This window comes from Pseudoalteromonas arctica (assembly GCF_012927645.1).
Lineage (GTDB): Bacteria > Pseudomonadota > Gammaproteobacteria > Enterobacterales > Alteromonadaceae > Pseudoalteromonas > Pseudoalteromonas arctica_A.
Window position 1 is genome coordinate 1 of the sequence record NZ_JABBMT010000008.1, and the last position, 17,476, is coordinate 17,476.

18 protein-coding genes and 2 pseudogenes are annotated in these 17,476 nt (G+C 39.2%); 6 read left to right on the plus strand and 14 right to left on the minus strand.

Features of this window, described 5'->3' with window-relative positions; translation table 11 throughout:
* Together HHO47_RS06925 and HHO47_RS06935 are read right to left on the minus strand one after the other, a co-directional pair.
* A pseudogene (locus HHO47_RS06925) lies at window positions 1-349 on the minus strand (transposase); the annotation flags it as partial.
* A gap of 1,147 nt (window positions 350-1,496) precedes the next feature.
* Window positions 1,497-2,390 (minus strand): WYL domain-containing protein, encoded by an 894-nt coding sequence (locus HHO47_RS06935; protein ID WP_169019639.1) that lies wholly within the window; start codon window positions 2,388-2,390, stop codon window positions 1,497-1,499.
* A gap of 195 nt (window positions 2,391-2,585) precedes the next feature.
* Here HHO47_RS06935 and HHO47_RS06940 point away from each other — a divergent pair, with 195 nt between their 5' ends.
* The 3 genes from HHO47_RS06940 (at window position 2,586) to HHO47_RS06950 (ending at window position 3,443) form a co-directional block, all read left to right on the plus strand.
* The gene (locus HHO47_RS06940; RefSeq protein WP_169019640.1) at window positions 2,586-2,759 is read left to right on the plus strand and encodes a hypothetical protein; all 174 of its coding nucleotides are present in this window, start codon (window positions 2,586-2,588) and stop codon (window positions 2,757-2,759) included.
* Window positions 2,760-2,903: 144 nt separating this feature from the next.
* Window positions 2,904-3,041, plus strand: a complete 138-nt coding sequence (locus HHO47_RS06945) for a hypothetical protein (protein WP_169019641.1) — start codon at window positions 2,904-2,906, stop codon at window positions 3,039-3,041.
* Window positions 3,042-3,122: 81 nt separating this feature from the next.
* Window positions 3,123-3,443 (plus strand): hypothetical protein, encoded by a 321-nt coding sequence (locus tag HHO47_RS06950; RefSeq protein WP_248290943.1) that lies wholly within the window; start codon window positions 3,123-3,125, stop codon window positions 3,441-3,443.
* A gap of 171 nt (window positions 3,444-3,614) precedes the next feature.
* On the opposite strand, the gene HHO47_RS06955 is transcribed toward HHO47_RS06950, so the two are convergent.
* The 3 genes from HHO47_RS06955 to HHO47_RS06970 form a co-directional block, all read right to left on the minus strand.
* Window positions 3,615-4,322 carry a hypothetical protein gene (locus HHO47_RS06955; RefSeq protein ID WP_169019642.1) on the minus strand — a complete coding sequence of 236 codons (708 nt, stop codon included), beginning with the start codon at window positions 4,320-4,322 and terminating at the stop codon, window positions 3,615-3,617.
* A gap of 146 nt (window positions 4,323-4,468) precedes the next feature.
* Window positions 4,469-5,824 carry a hypothetical protein gene (locus HHO47_RS06960; RefSeq protein WP_169019643.1) on the minus strand — a complete coding sequence of 452 codons (1,356 nt, stop codon included), beginning with the start codon at window positions 5,822-5,824 and terminating at the stop codon, window positions 4,469-4,471.
* Window positions 5,825-6,304: 480 nt separating this feature from the next.
* Window positions 6,305-6,757: an excisionase family DNA-binding protein gene (locus HHO47_RS06970; RefSeq protein ID WP_169019644.1), complete on the minus strand. Its 453-nt coding sequence runs from the start codon at window positions 6,755-6,757 to the stop codon at window positions 6,305-6,307.
* Between the two features lie 267 nt (window positions 6,758-7,024).
* On the opposite strand from HHO47_RS06970, the gene HHO47_RS06975 reads away from it, so the two are divergent.
* The gene (locus tag HHO47_RS06975) at window positions 7,025-8,209 is read left to right on the plus strand and encodes an alpha/beta hydrolase-fold protein (protein WP_169019645.1); all 1,185 of its coding nucleotides are present in this window, start codon (window positions 7,025-7,027) and stop codon (window positions 8,207-8,209) included.
* A gap of 168 nt (window positions 8,210-8,377) precedes the next feature.
* Here the strand turns inward: HHO47_RS06975 and HHO47_RS06980 are convergent, their stop codons facing one another.
* Window positions 8,378-9,769: an MATE family efflux transporter gene (locus tag HHO47_RS06980; RefSeq protein ID WP_169019646.1), complete on the minus strand. Its 1,392-nt coding sequence runs from the start codon at window positions 9,767-9,769 to the stop codon at window positions 8,378-8,380.
* A 284-nt stretch (window positions 9,770-10,053) separates the two neighbouring features.
* On the opposite strand from HHO47_RS06980, the gene HHO47_RS06985 reads away from it, so the two are divergent.
* Together HHO47_RS06985 and HHO47_RS06990 are read left to right on the plus strand one after the other, a co-directional pair.
* Window positions 10,054-10,230, plus strand: a complete 177-nt coding sequence (locus HHO47_RS06985) for a hypothetical protein (protein WP_169019647.1) — start codon at window positions 10,054-10,056, stop codon at window positions 10,228-10,230.
* Between the two features lie 298 nt (window positions 10,231-10,528).
* Entirely contained in the window at window positions 10,529-11,824 is a 1,296-nt protein-coding gene (locus HHO47_RS06990) for a DEAD/DEAH box helicase (RefSeq protein ID WP_169019648.1), read from the plus strand.
* Window positions 11,825-11,879: 55 nt separating this feature from the next.
* Here HHO47_RS06990 and HHO47_RS06995 read toward each other — a convergent pair whose 3' ends face one another.
* The 8 genes and pseudogenes from HHO47_RS06995 to HHO47_RS07030 all read right to left on the minus strand — a co-directional run bounded on the left by HHO47_RS06995 (window position 11,880) and on the right by HHO47_RS07030 (window position 17,422).
* Entirely contained in the window at window positions 11,880-12,125 is a 246-nt protein-coding gene (locus HHO47_RS06995; RefSeq protein ID WP_169019649.1) for a DUF3297 family protein, read from the minus strand.
* A 225-nt stretch (window positions 12,126-12,350) separates the two neighbouring features.
* Window positions 12,351-12,670: pseudogene (locus HHO47_RS19745) on the minus strand (mechanosensitive ion channel domain-containing protein); the annotation flags it as partial.
* 49 nt (window positions 12,671-12,719) lie between these two features.
* A complete protein-coding gene (locus HHO47_RS07005; protein WP_169019650.1) occupies window positions 12,720-13,616 on the minus strand; it encodes a LysR family transcriptional regulator in 897 nt (298 codons plus the stop codon).
* A 53-nt stretch (window positions 13,617-13,669) separates the two neighbouring features.
* Window positions 13,670-14,521 carry a pirin family protein gene (locus HHO47_RS07010; protein WP_169019651.1) on the minus strand — a complete coding sequence of 284 codons (852 nt, stop codon included), beginning with the start codon at window positions 14,519-14,521 and terminating at the stop codon, window positions 13,670-13,672.
* Window positions 14,522-14,589: 68 nt separating this feature from the next.
* Window positions 14,590-15,012, minus strand: coding sequence for a DoxX family protein (locus HHO47_RS07015; protein ID WP_169019652.1), 423 nt, complete (start codon window positions 15,010-15,012; stop codon window positions 14,590-14,592).
* A gap of 367 nt (window positions 15,013-15,379) precedes the next feature.
* Window positions 15,380-16,222 carry a DUF4198 domain-containing protein gene (locus HHO47_RS07020; RefSeq protein ID WP_169019653.1) on the minus strand — a complete coding sequence of 281 codons (843 nt, stop codon included), beginning with the start codon at window positions 16,220-16,222 and terminating at the stop codon, window positions 15,380-15,382.
* 64 nt (window positions 16,223-16,286) lie between these two features.
* Window positions 16,287-16,790 (minus strand): DUF2271 domain-containing protein, encoded by a 504-nt coding sequence (locus HHO47_RS07025; RefSeq protein WP_169019654.1) that lies wholly within the window; start codon window positions 16,788-16,790, stop codon window positions 16,287-16,289.
* On the minus strand, window positions 16,790-17,422 hold the full coding sequence (locus tag HHO47_RS07030; protein WP_169019655.1) for a PepSY-associated TM helix domain-containing protein: 633 nt from the start codon (window positions 17,420-17,422) through the stop codon (window positions 16,790-16,792). The genes HHO47_RS07025 and HHO47_RS07030 overlap by 1 nt, the downstream gene beginning before the upstream one ends.
* Window positions 17,423-17,476: the final 54 nt, after the last annotated feature.

The window sequence follows — 17,476 nt, forward strand, 5'->3', positions numbered from 1 at the left end:
TGACACATTAATGTAACAGGCCAGATCTTCTTATGTTGGGTAACAAACGAATATTTTACTTCGTTTCTTTGGCAAAGAAGACCGTCGCTTTTTTTAAGATTTCACGCTCCATCTCTAAGCGTTTGACTTGAACTTTTAATTTACGTATTTCTTCTTGCTCAGGTGTTAACTTACCGTTACCCCTAAAAGCTTGGCCATCTTCATTTGCTTCTTCTTTAATCCAGCGACCAAGCATTTGAGGGCTAACACCTAAGTTTCTACTAGCCTCAGCAACACTAATATTTTGATCTCTGACTAAAGAAATTGCATCAAGTTTAAATTCTTTGGTATATTTTTTACGTTTTGTCATTTCTGTTCTCCAGTTAAGCTTATTATGTCTTAACTGGGGTAGTCGAATCCATTAAACCACGTCAACAAAGCTCTCTGAGGTCATAGATATAAATTATTCAACTTTCAATAACCTTCTTCAAAATAATGGCGACTTTAAAATAGCGATTAAGAATTCTCATATTGGGGCACACCAATCAACTAGGTTTTTGTCAAAGCCAAAAATAGAAACAAGTGCTGATATATGTGGTATTTATGCTGTGCTTTGTGACGTCATAATAAATTTGGAAAAAACAGAATTGACATCTCTTAACATTGTAAAAGTAACAGAGTTAGATATGAATCAATTCTTTGCTGAATAAAGATCATTTTCTTTCATTGCTGCTAAACGCTTTTAGCAGCCGCCTAGATAACTTGTCAGGATGAAGCTTTATTGTATGGTATAAATGAAAACTTTATATAACCCCTAGCTCAGTATGAAACTTTATTTATCCACATTATAGTTTCTCATTCAATATACAGAGCCTACAGCCCTACTTAGTATGAAACTATATTGCAGGGTGACATCTGTTGTGGCTTAGGAATATAGTTTCATACCAAACAATAAAGTACATCCCAAACAATAAAGTTTCATACTAAAAAGAGTCATAAGCCGACAGCTTTAGGCAGCTTATGACTCTTTTTATTTTAATATACACATTAATTTTTAGTGGTAATTACCTAGGGTTATCAAGGTTTGCTTTGTCGGCTTGCACAAAAGGTTTAAATTCTCCATGTGTAATAACTGTTTTACTTAGTGCTTTTTAGTGGTGATTTATGTATCACTTATTAAGTAAGCTCGGTTACTTTCTGATTTTGATTTGTTCACTAACCCTAAGTGATAATCCATTTCATGAGCTTCGCTAAAATTTACAAAACCCCAATCATTCATCAGCTTTTCCTTTTATAGTTAATATGCAAATTTGCACATAAATTATACTAGATATATGCATTGTCTAATTCAAGAGTAATTAGCATTACATTAGATGAAAGAGTATTATCCTAGAACTGAGGCTTAAGTTCTTTAATGCCTACCACCTACTCGAAAAAGTAAAAACAATTAAATTAGCCATGTTTTTCTGAATTTTAAATAGTAATACTCTTTATTTTACATGCTTTAGTGACTGCTTTTATAAGTAATCTTTGAGCATGCTTCTATTTTTTAAAAGAAAATTATAGTAACGACCTTCATTAATTCCTTCGGATTTATCAACTAACCATTGATTGCAGAGAAGCCAAATTAAAGCGCCTCTTTCAGTCAAAACTATCTCGTTCTGATTATCTTGCATGCCATAATCACGTCTAATTGCAGCTTTTAAACCGTCACTTAATTCAGGGTGTAACTCGAGCAATACTGCTTGCATGGAGTTCCATTTAGCATCATGGTTCAGTAATTCATACGATTGAGCTGCTTGGTTTTTATCGTTAAGGGCTTTTATATTACAAGCTCTAGAAAAATTAAAGTTCTTAAAATTGTATCTTTTCGTGCTTGATCTATCGTAAGCCCTAAAGAGCCAATTCTTTCCATCAGAGATAAGAGTTAGTGGGACTAGCTCCCTAGCCTCATGGTTATCACTATTAGCTGATATATACTCACAGCTTATAGCATGTTGATTGAACATTGCTCTAGTAATTTTCGAAACTTGCTCTACTTCTAACTGCTCAGGTACTTTTCCAATTCGAGCGTACTTCAATACTGGTTTATCTAGTAATCGATTTTTATTGAAGCCATGGGATAACATGCCTAATGCAGTTTCAGCATCCATAGCTATGATAGGGGTGTAAGATTCGTTACATATTACATTCATTTTTCTACTTCTATCATAGACCATATTGTCTTTTTTTAATTCATGGTATTGAGATAGTAGCCTAGATGAGGAAGCTTCAGCTAAGTTAAAAGCTTCCGCTAAATCTGTTCTCTGGATGATGCCTGTAAACCTAAGTTTAAAATCAACAAATGCAAGCCTCTCCGCGCTTGAACCAAACTCTTCTACTAATTTGGCGTACTCATACGTTATTGCCATGGTTATTTCCTTTTAGTTCTTATTTTAACAACATCAAAAAAACATCACATATCATTATTATACGTGTTTTTTGTTTTTTAGCAAAAAAACAAAGATCAATGTTTGATCTTTTAAATTTTCAGAGGTAGTATGTATTTTGATCAATAGTATTCATGGTTGATCAGCTAAATTATTCTATTTTTAAAGGAAGTTAACATGGCTAAAAATGCACCTTATGGTGATGGTAAGCGCATCGGCCCTGTAAAAGAACGATCTCAGTTTCAAACTCCTTCAGGATTGTGGGCGAAGCGAGATTCTAACACAGGGCAAATTATGGATGTAAAAATGGATGGAGAGCCATTTAAGGGGGTAAGAAGAGAGAGAAAATAAAAAAGACCTATATCAATAGGTCTTCGTATCAACTGGTAGTGCAGGGCGGCAACCCTGTTCTAAATTTTAGAATATAACCAATACCCTTGACTATAATTCCAATTTGTATGGTTAGTCAAGGAGATTGGTTTAAGGAATTTTCAAATGAAGAAAAAAGAACCTAAAGATTCAAATCAAGAAGAGATTGAATACATTTATCGACCTTATATTACAGTTAAAGGCAAAAAAATTACAAGAAAGAATGGTGGAATGTTTCGAATTCCAATAAAAAAGGCTGCTTAATGTAGTCTGTTTCTTTTACTTAAATGGAATATACCGTTATGGCTTATAAAGAAATAATCGTATTAGTTATAGCGGTATATTATGTCTAGGAAGATTGGTCATACTGAGGCCCAATATAGTAAATGGATTAAAGAAGGGCGCGGCTCAGGCGAGCATCAAGATTATAAACCTTGGTTAACCGTTTACGATGTACCATCCGACGGTCGTGTGCACCGTGTTTTTGGTTATAAGTCCAAGCGAACACACCATTTATTATCTTACCTCGAACTTTCAATGTTTTACTTGCTTGAATGGCGTTCAGATGTGCTGCAAGTAAATGAGCAATTTTCGCTTGATCGTGAAATAACGGTAGAGTTAGCTGAATCTGCGATCAAAAACACCCAAATGTTCGGAGGGCGATAAACACCTGTCCAGCGACTTTTACTTACTTCATGATTATTAATAAGAAATATCATTAATTCTGCGTAAAACTCTGCCTTAAAATAGGGGAATGTGCACTTTACTACAGGTTTGGTTCTGCATGCAGGAGTAAGTGCATATTTGCTCTAAGATAGGCTCGGTACTTACTTAAACTTAATAGCTAAATTTAACCTCTGCTTTTCTTTTTAACTGGCTAGCAACGTTTTCAGCAAATTCAAAGGTGTTAAAGTTGTCCTTAAAGTAGGAAATATCATCCCGTTCAATGTAAGTGCTGTCTAACACTTCTCTAAAATCTAGAATATCTTTTAGGTTCTCAGTGTTTACATCATACTTGCCCCATGCATTGGCTTTACCATCAGCGCCTCTGTCGTAGGCTAGTCCTTTCATCATTACATCGGGTACTTGTTTGGCTAATTCTAAAAGTTCAGTGTTTTCATTCAGTTTTTCTTCAAGAAAAGCTTTGCTTTCGTCACTGATAGGGCCATTCACAACCAGTTGGCCGCCTTCGTCAACAGAAAAGCCCCAATCCTGTTTAGCTAGCTGTGGATCTGATTTTTGCAGTTCGCTCATAAAGTCTTGGTAATGAGATTGCATATCTCTGAATAAACTGGGTAGTTCACCAAAATAAAGTGTTTGCGACACCTTCGCAAACCGATCTGGTTCGTACACGCTCACAGAAGTGACTTCAACATTGTGCAGGTTTTGGTTGTTAGCAAGGGCTGGTTCATTGCTGATATCGCTTGGGGCATGCTGTTGTTTGGCTGCAGTGTTGAGCTCTTCAGTAATAGGCTGCTTGCTGTCTGTTACTTGCTTTGTCGTGCTGAGTTGGGCCTGATTAATGGCTGAGTTAGCTATCTTCATAACATATTCCTTATAAGCGAAGAGGTCTTATTTATCGGTAGGTCCTTATATTACTTTAGTAAAATTTAACATTTTTTTCATTTACACCAAGTAACTGAAAATAAAAACAGAGCAGTGCTTGCACACTGCTCTTATAATTCAAAGAATTACGATGGGTTGCTGCTCACTAAATCTTGATCGCATAAATGACTAAACCAGACGTACTCGACGTTGTCACCGCCAACTCCGAGTCCAACAGAGTGTGGTACTTCCAGTCGCCACACACCATACACCAAGTCAGTATCCCATATATTTTTGTAGCCTAAGCTATATTCTGTATGTCTTAGCGTTAGATCGCTATAACATGAACCTAAGTTTATTGTGCCTGAAACTACACCGATACTGTTAGAAACCATCTCATAGTCTGTATATTCAATGACACCTTCAGGCTCTCTAATGTCTTGGTCAAACTTCAGTACAGCGCTTGCGCCTTCAATTGGTTGACCCGTCGAGTCTTGAAGTGTAATGCCCCAAGTGAGCTTGCGATAAGCTTGGGTTGTCGCATAAGGTAGGTTAGAAACGAATGATGAATAAGGCACACGGTTTACATTGCTTTCACCGGAGACATAATGATTCGATGCCGACACTACTTTGCTGCCGAATGTGAGTGCGTAATAATTGTTTGGATTAACAGGCAGCGCTAAGTTGGGACGAACTCTGACATAAATTTCCTGATTGGGCTGTAAGTTGCCCAATGTATTATCGGCGTTTATGGTAAAGGTTTGCCAACCAGCGCTATAGTATTCCACAATCCACTCATCTAAATTGTTATCAGAGAAATTAAGTAGCACATCTTGGCCTCGTACCGCGGTGAATTTATAGATATCTATATCAGTCGCTGAATCCATATTGGCACTGATCTTATGCTGTTTGTCTGCTAACACAGTGGCCGTTGCAGCTGTATCATTAAACTCATAATCATCTAACTCAGTCGTCACAGCTGCGCCAAAGTTAAATGCCGCACCGGTGGATTCTTGTGCCTCCATAAACCAGTAGTAATGTCCCGGAACGGTCAAAACAACAACTGTTTCATCGGCATTTGCGGCATTACTCGAGGTGCCTAGAGTTGTGTAGGTATTATCTTCATTGTGTCGTATGATGCTGAGATCAATGTTGTTTCCGGTTTCTTGATTGAGTAGTAAGGCTGTTGTCTTGCTGCGTTCAGTAATTTCAAAATGGTAGCAGGCCGTGCCGCCAACATTTAAGCCAGATAAAGTATACAAATTGCCAGTAGCAAGCGTTGGGCATTGTGGCGTAATACTGGTTGTTGACACCTCGGTATTTGCCACACTGGACAGCGCTTTTTTATTTCGTTTTTTAGCGGTATTAAAGGTGAGCTTTTTTTGCGAGAGTTTGACTTCTCCCGCTGGTTTTAAATTCAGTTCTTGTGAACCCACTTGCGCGTGTGCATACAGTGCTGAAGTTAATGCGGTAGTTGACAATAAAACCATGGTTTTTTTCATACGTTATTTTCCTTATTTTGTATTCAATTTCATATAAACATTATCTCGTTTTTAGCACAACCTACTGTTAATCAATGGTGTTCCTATTAAGGGGTGATTGTTGAGTGATTTAAAATTAATCGGTGTTATTTTGGCTTTTTTAATGGGTATAGATAAGATTAATGTTGTTAAAATTAAAATAAGTGAAAAATTATAAAAATTTCATTTGCTTTTCATAGCAGGGTTTTAAATGAGTTGTTTGTTACTTTATCGGGTTTATGGTGAAGGCAAATAAGCGACGGTTGTAACGCTTGAGAATGCAAAAGGATGCTTAGTGGGCCTTGCTGATCAAAGTGTGAAATTCTTATCAATCATGGCATTTTTGGTTTCAACTACCAATGTTCTGATACCACTTATCGAATTGGTTTAATTCTGCTTGGCCTTTAATTGCAGCTGCAACTACATGCCTATCATCTTGATCGGGCAAGCTTAGTCCGTTAATTAATAGCCCATATCCACTTCTTGGTCTAATGCAGATAATTCAGCAAGTGATGCTAAACGCTGCTCTTCTAGGCGTTGTTTATATTGCATAAGATCGGCAAAAGCGACTTTCCTACGATTTCCCGTTCGAGTAAATGGGATTTCTTGTGAATCAAGGAGTTTTATAAATGTTGGACGTGACATATTCAGCATATCAGCACCTTCTTGCGTTGTTAGCTCTGCATGAATAGGGGTGATGCTAACGGAGTTACCTTGCCCTAATTGAGTAAGTACTTCGATCATCATATTTAATGCGCTTGCAGGAATTGTTACTTCGTGAGATTTACCTAGTTGATCAACCACGTTAATTCTTTGCGCCTCACCATTGGCTTGTATAACAGCTGATAGCTCTTGGCTACCAAGTTTAGCGAGCGCTATTTCTTTAGCACTGGGTAATTTTGTAGCTGTGTTCATTTTTCTCTCTTACTATTGTCGAGTACAAATTGTACAATGCAGTAAGTATCCGAAATATTCGCAATAAAGGCAACATTCGAAATATTCGAAAACAAAAACTAAATACGATAAACAGCATCAACCTGCTTGTAACTCGAGGCTGTTACCTAAAACACATTAAAATAACTAATTCTCATTTCACAAGTAATAAAAGGCAATTAATGCGCCTTTTTTTATGCCTGAAACTCTGTTAGCTTAAGTAACTCATTATTCTCTAAGGGATTAGTTATGCGTTTATTTGCTGTTCTGTGTTTTATTAGCTTTAGTATTTTTAGTTCACAAAGTGCCTTTGCACAACCTAACACTAAACAACAAACCGTAAATTATTCTCAGCACACGCATACTATTAAATCTACTGTTCTAAATGAACAGCGCACAGTTGTCGTTCAGTTGCCTAAAAGCTATCAATCTGAGCCAAATAAGGTATACCCAGTCATTTATCGCTTAGATGGAGCGGGTAATATACCGCTTGCTAGTGCTGTTATAGAGCGCTTACAAAATGATAATCGTGCGCCTGAGGTTATTATTGTCGCTATTGAAAACACAAATCGACTCAGAGATTTTTATCCTACAGTGAATAAAGAGCCGCAAGGGCCTGTCGGTGAAGGGGGCGGCGCTGCAAAGTTTTTAGCATTTTTTGAACAAGAGCTCATTCCTTTAGTAAATAAGAATTATCGCACGCATGACTATAAGGTTATTGCTGGCGCCTCCGCTGGTGGTGTATTTTCGTTATACGCGTTGCAAGCCAAGCCTGAGTTATTCCAAGCGCACATTGCTTATAGCCCTGCGGTATGGTGGAACTATGGCGCGTCAGTAAAAAGCACAAAGTCGTTTATCGCTAAAAACAAAGAGTTTAATAGTTACGTTTATATGAATATCGGCGAAGAAGCCGGCATAATGCGTGAAAGGTACGATGAATTACAGCAATCACTGCAATCGTATAAAGTGCGAGGGTTACACTTTTTTAGTGATGCGTTTGATGGCATATCGCATAATCTGACTTCTGTCGCAGGGGCATTTAATGCCTATCACAACTTATTTTTACCTAAACAAATGCCCATAAGTGCTTTAACTGACGATGTAGCCTCTATTGATGCTTATTACCAAAGCTTATCTCAACAATGGGGCGAGCAGATATCTCCACCGGATCAGGCTGTTAGATCACTCGGTTATAACTTAACGGGCAGCAAGCAGTTTACCCGTGCTATCGAGGTGTTTAAATACAATATAAAAAATCACCCCAAATCAGTCGATGCGCTTTCAGCCTTATCTTATGGCTATGAAATGCAGGGGGATACTCGTCAAGCGCTTGAATATATGGACTCTGCTTTAGCGATTGCTGACGACTCATATCCTTATATAAATTACTTAAAAGAAACGAAAGCTAGGCTGCAAATACAGGTAAATAACTAGCGCTGAGATAAACCAAACCTGAGGCTCCCTCAGGTTTAGGTATAAAATTAATGCCACTCATTCTTTAGTGAGTGGCATTATTATGGGCTCGTAGCTTTCGTTTTGAGTTGAGCGGTACTTACTTTCCAACGGAGTTAGGCTTTCGACATTTTAAACTTGCTGCTTTTGTTATGGCAGGGCTTCCTCTCTGGCTAATTCCTGATCTGTTTGTTGCTCTTCTCGTTGAGCTGATGTGAGTGCACGCTTAAGCCATAGCAGCCCAAATAAAGACGCAATAACACTACCAACAACAATCGCTATCCAAACAGTCCAAATTTCTAACCCAAATACGTTAATGGTAATAACGCTAATGGCGATAGAAATGCCGATCCTTGCAAATGTAATCCAAAAACCTGGCCATGATTTACCAATGCCTTGAAAAATACTCGCTTCAATAAAAGCAACGGCAAAAAAGAGATAGCCTAATGGCACGATGCGAAAGTATTGCAGGGCATATTCTGTGACAAGCGGATCAGCTGTAAAAATGGCTACAATATAAGGAGCAAAAATTAACACCAGTAAACTAAACAGTAATGCAGAGCCTGAGCCATACCATATAGACACATTTAAAACTGCACGAACCCTATCATGATTACCTGCTCCGATATTCTGTCCAATCATCGACATTGCAGCAAAACCAAAGCCAATAGCGGGAATAAAGGTGAAAAACTCTATTCTAAAACCGATAGCAAAAGCGGCAGCCCCAGCTTCTAAAAAAGTGGCTGAAACAAAAAACATTAATGCAGAAAAACCCAGTGGATTGAGTACCTGGTTGAGCGATGCGGGCAAGCCAATATCGATGACTTTTTTTACCGACGACCAACTTAGGTGTAAATACTTTAGATGTAGCGGCACCATCATGGTCGGTTTCATCAATAACCTTAAAGCTAGTACAATAAAAACTGCTTGAGAGATCAAGGTTGCATACGCGGCACCAGCAATACCCAAGGCAGGGAAACCTACATAGCCAAAAATAAAAATGGGATCCAGCACCATATTAATCATAGTGGAAAGGGCGAAGAGTTTAGTCATGGTAAAGTTATCACCCTGGGCATTATAAGATATCGAGATCATCATCATTAAAAATGTCAGTACCGATCCCGCAATAATGACAGTGAAATAGGGGGTTGCTAGCGGTAATATGTCGCCAACTGCGCCAGAAATAATCAAAAATTCATTACGGAAACTAAAAATGACCAGGGTAAAAGGCAGTGCCGCAATAATGGTTAATAGAAAGCCTTGACCAAGCACTCGCTCAGCAACCGCTATTTTTTTTGCGCCAATACTTTGCCCAACTAAAACAGAAGTGCCAACAGAGATACCCATTGCCAAACTGATCATAATAAATAAAATTATTTGTGAAATTGATACTGCGGCAATGGCAGAAGCTGAAATTTTCGCAACCCAAAATGCATCCACTAAGTTGTAGAGGGAATGAAAAAACATTGAGAGCATCATAGGCCATGCCAAAGACCATAACTGCTTTGGAATAGGGCCACTTGTTAAGTTTTGTCCTTGCATTATTTAACCTTCCTTAATTTAAATGGCAATAGAACTTCTACTTAGTCGTATGAGCAAGCACACAATCGACAAATCACAACACTTACGGCGATAATTTTTATTGTGCGTTTAGTTAAAGCATTGTATCCAATATTATCCTCATTGTCTTATTTGGGGGCGATATATATGGCGATGCAAGTCAATAAAAGTGTTTTATCGTTGTACCTAAAATAAGACCTAAACTAATAAGTAAGTCAGCCGATACAGAAGTACTTGAATGCAGAACAACTAAAAAAGGAACTTTTATGACAATCAATTTTAATATTCATCAAGCGGTAAGTCTTACTACTGCAAACCAACCCAAAGCGCCGATAGCTCCTCAGCAGCAAGTGACAGATGCTAAAATAGAGGCTGAGGCAGAGCCAGAAGCGATTGCTGCATTTACTGGCGGAGCGCAAAAAAGAGCACCCTCGCTCTTTTAGTAAAGTTGTTGGATATGCGCAGTCTGCTTTATCAACGGTAGAAAAATTAACCTCAGAATCTTTTATTAAAGAATATCAAGTAAAGGCCGTTGAGTTCTTAAAAAGCCAAGATACCTCATTGATAAAAACGCAGGCCTAGTTAAGCCTGCGTATGAATAGATTAATTTTCGCGGTATTCGTAGCGTACACCACCACGCGTACCACTAGCTAAAACACATTTAAATCACTAATCCCTACTTAACGGGCAATAAATACGCTAAAATTGCAGGCTATTTTTAGTAATGAGCCCGCACTTTTTATGACCTCAGCCGCAAATCCTAGTAATTTCAACGAACTTGGCCTTATCCCAGAACTAATTGCTCGATTGTCTGATCTTGAATACACCCAGCCTACGCCGATTCAGGCAAAAGCAATTCCAAGTATTTTGGCGGGGCATGATTTAATTGCAGGAGCGAATACCGGCTCTGGTAAAACAGCGACCTTTGCATTACCGATATTGCAAAAAATATCACAAGGTGCACTCAAGCGAGATACCAAAGGTAACTATGTCTCGGCGCTTATTTTGGTACCTACCCGTGAGCTTGCAACGCAAGTAGCTGATAATGTTAAGTCGTATTCGGCGCATTTTAACGGCGCGATTAAAACAGTTGCCGTGTTTGGTGGTGTATCGGTTAATACCCAAATGCAGGCACTTCGTGGTGGCGCCGATATTATCGTGGCAACCCCTGGGCGATTACTCGATTTAATCTCAAGCAATGCGATTAAGCTTGATAAAGTAAATACCTTAGTGCTTGATGAAGCCGACCGCTTATTAAGCCTTGGCTTTACCGAAGAACTGGCTAACTTATTAGCGCTTATGCCCGCTAAAAAACAAACCATGTTGTTTTCAGCGACTTTCCCTGAGCAAGTTAAGCTATTAACCCAAGAGTTGTTAAACGATCCGATAGAAATACAAGTGCAAAGCAAAGACGAAAGCACCTTAGTACAGCGTGTATTTACGGTTAATAAAGGTGAAAAAACCACGGTTTTAGCGCATTTAATTAAAGCGCAGCAATGGCGCCAAGCACTGATTTTTGTCAATGCGAAAAAAGACTGTGAGCATTTAGCGGGCAAGCTTGAAAAACGCGGTGTTAACGCGCAGGTATTTCATGGTGATAAAGGCCAAAGTGAACGTACTCGAGTAATCGAAAAGTTTAAAAATGGCGAAATTGAAGTACTGATTGCCACCGATATTGCCGCCCGAGGTTTAGATATTGAAAAGCTACCAGTGGTGATTAACTTTAATTTACCGCGCAGCCCAGCTGATTATATGCACCGCATTGGCCGAAGTGGCCGTGCCGGTGAAGTGGGTTTAGCGTTATCACTAATAGATTATGAAGACTTGCATCACTTTAGAATTATCGAGAAGAAAAACAAGCTACGTTTAGAGCGCGAAGAAGTAGCGGGCTTTGCTGTAAACCAAGCCAACCTTGATGCCGCACAAGCGCTTAAAAACGACAAGCCAATGGCTAAGCCTGAAGGCACAGGTAAGAAAAAGAACAAGAAAAAAGCCAGCCAAGAAGATGACGTATGGAGCGGCTGGCGCCGTAAGTAACAAGTACAAAAAAGCCGACGTAAATCGGCTTTTTCATTTACCGTAAACAGTTAGCTTACTTATAAAACGCTGCTACTGTACCTTTTACTTTCATAAGTAAAGGCTGGCCGCGACGGTCTAGCGCTTTAGGTGCGGCTACTTTGATCCAACCTTCACTGATGCAGTATTCTTCAACGTCAAAACGTTCTTTGCCGTTAAGAGTAACGCCAATTTCATGCTCAAAAACTTCTTCTACATAAAACTTGCTGCGTGGGTTGATCGAAAGTTGATCAGGTAATTCTGGTTTATTGGTATCAGTCATTATAATGTTCTGCGTTGAATTAATTTTGCGCCATTGTAGGCAATACAGGCCTTAGGCTCAATATATGGATCGAAATAAATGAGCTAACTTCTCGCGGGCATCAGCTTAATTATAACTACGACTTTAATCGCGATTGGTCACTATTATTGGGGAGCACCGCTACGTTAACAGGTTTTCGCCTGATGCTGAACTTCCTATGCTTACTTGTCAATACCGCTTAATTTAAATTTTACTGACAAAGCCTTCATTAATAACTCTAACTGCGCGTTGTGGGAATGGAATAGCGATATTGTTAGCTTTGAGCGTTTCTAAAATGGCATGGCGCATTTTGAACTCTCGAACAAAGCCACTTTTACCGTGCTCTAACTCAACAAAGTCACCAACGGTGAGTGACTTATCGAGCAAAATAATGATGCCAGAAATAAAGTTGGAGGCGATTGATTACAGACCTAAGCCAAGGCCAACACCTAGCGAACCACCAAATACAGCAAGGGCGGAGAGGTTAACACCATAATGTTAAGTAGTAATAACGCGATGACGCAAAACCAAAATAAAACAGCGCCGACATAAAAGGGCTGCTAACAAGCTCTTTAATTAGCAATCAAGATCAGCCTGCATTACTTGATATCGTAACTCGCCAATGAATGTGCGAGCCGCAGGGCCAAGGCGATCACTGTCTTTAAAGAGTAAGTGGAGCATGGCGCTGCGTTTACAATTATGGCTAAGGTTAAGGGGCTTGAGCCGATTATCTGCTAATTGACTGGTGATCGCTGTGCTAGGCAGCCAAGCAAAGCCTAGGCCATTGCTGATCATATCTATTGAAGTACGCATATGGCTAACCGTCCAACGTTGGTCAGCACCTAACCAGCCCCCATCTTGTTTATTGTATGAAGCTGAATCGCGAAGTACAATTTGTCGATGCGATTTTAAATCTTCAAGGGTGATAGGTCGGGGGATACTATGTAAGGCATGCTCTGGATGCGCAACAGCAGTAAATTCGATATTGCATAACTCCTCACTAAACCCAGTTTTGCCAGTGAATCCCGATATTGCAATATCGGCACTGGTGTTCTCTAGTAATTCATTCGCGCCAGTCAGTATCGATTCGTATAATTCTATACGTAATAATGGATACATTGCCGAGGTATTGTTGAGAACTTTATAAAGTAGTGCTTGCGGAAAAATTTCATCTACAGCAATACGTAATTTGCTTTCAATACCTTCACTGAGGGTTTGGCCAATAGCTTCTATTTTGGCGGCTTCATCGAGCAGGTAATTGGCACGGCGTAACATCATTTCACCAGCTTCGGTGATCACTGTTTTACGCCCTGCAATGGTAAATAGTTTAACCCCTAATGCAGCTTCAATTTTGCCAACCGAATTATGAATACTCGATTGGCTTTTATAAATTTTTTGTGCAGCTTGGTTAAAGCCACCATGCTCTACAACAGCTCTAAACATACGCCATTGTTCTAAAGTAATTCTAAGCATCTTTATTGTTGTCCTGGCAATTACCTTTACATACTTGCCTTAAAAACTGTTTATTATAGCGGAATAAATTCTTTGTCGTCACCTGGAATACGCGGAAAGCGTTGGGCTTGCCAGTCTTGTTTTGCTTGCTCTAGGCGCTCTTTGCTATAGGCTGCAAAGTTCCAATGCAAGTAAGGGGTTTTAGTGAATTTGTCGCCGCCGAGCAAAATAAAGCGTGCGTCTGTGGCAAAGTGTATCTCAGTATCTTGACTATCAAATAAAATAAAGTCACCAGCTTGATAATCTTGTTGGCCCACAGTAACGCTACCGTAAATTATATATAAGGCGGTTTCTTGTTGTGGGTTGGGGGATTTTATTTGGCTATTGGCGCTGCCGACCACATCAACATAAAACATTGGAGAATAAGTGTTTACTGGCGAGCTTAAACCATACGCTTCACCAATAACTAACTTCATCATAATACCGTCATGAATAATATACGGTAGTTGCTGTTTTTTCACATGACAAAATGAAGGTTCAATTTCAGTCATGTCCTCAGGTAGTGCAACCCAACATTGTAAACCATCGATATGGTGTGGGCTTGCTCTCACTTCAAAGCTTTCACGCTCTGAATGTACAATACCTTTACCTGCTGTCATCCAATTCACATCACCTGCGTGAATTTCTAAATTATTGCCTAGCGAGTCACGATGCAAAATACTGCCGTGCAGTAAATAGGTGAGTGTTGATAAGCCTATATGTGGGTGGGGTCTAACATTGACCCCTTGACCAATTGGAAAGTCATTTGGTTCTATACGATCAAAAAATATAAATGGACCCACCATTTTCTTATCAAAGTGTGGCAGTACACGTTTTACATATAAGCCACCAATATCATGGGTGGTTGGATTGAGAATTTTGGCCATTAGTTTACCCTTTACGTTGAGCAAAATGAGAGCACAGCATTTGTACTGCGCTCTTAAAGTGTGGAAGATTATTGCTTACGGTTTAACAATATATGGTCGATACTGAACTTTCCTGCGCCGTGGCTTGCTAATGCTATAAAGCCACCGGCCATTGCGATATTTTTATAAAACATTAAAAACTGCATTTGATCATCAAGCTGAAAGTGAAATAATAAGGCGCTAACAATACTAAAAGCAGCAAATGCAATAGCTGTTAGTTGCGTTAATAACCCCAGTACAATTAATAAGCCACCAAGCAGTTCGAACGCGATAACTAGCGGTAGCAAAAATTCAGGTAAGCCTGTTGCTGCCATGTACTGAGCCGTGGTATCAAAATACTGAATTTTGCTAAAGCTAGTTAAGATAAATAAGGTAGCTAGCCCCACGCGTGCTAATAAGCTGCTAACATTAGCCAGTGCTGGGTTTTTTGAAATAAGCGTTAAAATATTCATACTATAAATTCCTGTGGTTGATTAACTATACTGTGTTGCTGCGATGGATTAAGTTTATGTCCATTTTAATCGGATGAACATTAGTTATTTTAGTGTTTATCATTTCGCTTAGTAGAATGTTCTTTGCAAGGCAACATTAAGTCGTGTTTGATTTGTAATCAAGTACTCAGGTATTGAATTTGAATGGTAGATCCCGGGTAGAGAGTTTAACGATTATTTGGTGAGGGGGATTGCTGGTGATATACCCAAACCAACCCTCAGGGCGCTTCACAGGAACTTACACTTTTTAAAGGGTAAATTGTGATATTGGGCCCCTGTGAGACGCTGTATTCAGCATATCTAGGTGATTTGGGTACGTAGGCGTTAATTATTCAGGTGCTACATCTAAGGTGGTAAATAATGAAAAACGTACACTATCGATATCTTTTTCAGATGAATCTTCACTAATACTCGCTTCAATCAGATATAAACCTGGTTGCTGCCATATATTAGTGAAAAAGCCGTTTTTATCAGTAGTAACTTTTACTTCATTACGTTCGTTGCGATAACGAGTGTCACCTTTTAAAATTGCAAGTTCTATGTTGGCAGCTGGTTTACCGTCTTTTAATAATTGAAAGCGTGCTTGCTCACCAACAAATAAATCATTAGGGTGGGTTGGGCCACTGAGCTCTAATCCTTGACCTAGTAATGCAGGCTTTGAAGTACCGTTGCGACTAACAAAGGTATCAACAGTTGAAAATGACTTCATAGATTTAATATCTGTTGCACCAGCAGGAATGTCCTTGCTGTCTTTACCTGAAAATACGCGACCACGCTCACCATTGGCATCTTTATAAAACGTCATTATGCGCGGCTCACGTTTCATAGCGATATGATAAGTTCCTTCGTCTGATAGTTTAATGGCTGCTGAGTTTTTACGTTGTAAGTAGTAAGCGCGGATTTTATCACTAACTGGCTTTCCGTCAGGGCTTAGCGCTATGATTAAATTATCGTCATACTCAGCGCCTTTTTCTTTTGGACGATACGCTTTATCAGCAGAAAATATCTCGTTAGAAATACTGGCATCGATCATTACATAATGTGCTTTATCACCAGATAAAGAGGTATGAGAAGGCACTAGCCATTGGGCATGTGCATTGGCGTAGCTTGAGGCCAGTGCTGTAAAAGTAAGAGCACCAATAAATGCGCTTTTCAGTAAATTGATTTTCATAATCTTTCCTTATATTAATAATATTTTAAGCGTTAGCGTTATTTTTACTTGCTGCGTTTGCTTGTTACTTACTCACAATAGTGACAAAGCTTTTCGAAAATTCATTTGTACCATCAATAGTGATTTTACCGTCTTTATTTAAATCAAGTTCAACGCGGGTGTAATCTCGGCCACCTTCTTCACGTACAACTTCTAAATTAAGTAGGTATTGACCTGGCGCAACGGTATTGCCGTCTAGATCTTTGCCGTCCCAATTAATTGTGTAGCTGCCTGGGCGTTTAGTGGCTCCAGTTACACCATCAAAATTAGCGTCACTTTTACCTGCTTTACGCCACCATTGGCGTAAGTCTTTAAACCATTCTGCTTTTTCAACCCATAAGGCAACCGTGGTTACATGCTTACGCTCAGGGGTTTCTAGCCAAACTGCGACATAAGGTCGATGGTAAGGTTGTACGTCTAGATCAGGTAAGGTTAGTTCTACTTCAAGCTCAGCGGCATTCGCATGAGGTTGAAACAAGGCCGCTGTAAATAAAACAACAGCGCTAATTAAGGTATTAAGTTTTAGCATTAAGATACTCCTTTTAGTTGCGGAACCCAGCATAAATAAATGACTGTCGGTGTCGCGATCCCGAGCACTGTTAGCCATATCCCTACTAAGCGTTTTTTTCTATTTTGAAATAAAATGAGTATCCCAGTGATAGCAAATAAAATCATTAATACGGCTGATATATCAATTACCCAGCTCCATGCTTTGCCGCTATGACGACCTTTGTGTAAATCGCCAATTAAGCTCAAAAAGCCGCCAGTTTGATATTCGAGGTTCAGTTCGCCACTAATGAAATCAAGCTCTGCGAAGGCAAAGCCTGCAGGTAGTGGGTAGTCGAGCATGACTAAGAAGTCTTCTTTTTCCCAATCAATGCTTTTTACTTTCGTTAAACCATGCTCACTAGCTAAGTAAGCTTCTATTTGCGGGTATAAAGAGGGTAGCGAGTTTAGGTTTTCTTTTGCTTGTGCTATTAGCTCTGTAGGGAGTTGAGCGGTTAATTGGCCGTCACTTTTATCGCCTTCAAGCCAATCTACGTGATTAAGAATAATGCCGCTAATACAGAACAGGATCAGTAAAAACAGCAATGCTGTTGATAAGTAAATATGTAATGCACGGCTGGTACTATATAAAGTTCGTTTATTTATTAACGGCATAAATAATGTAGTTGATTTATAACAATTACTAGATGGTAATCATTTGTATTAACT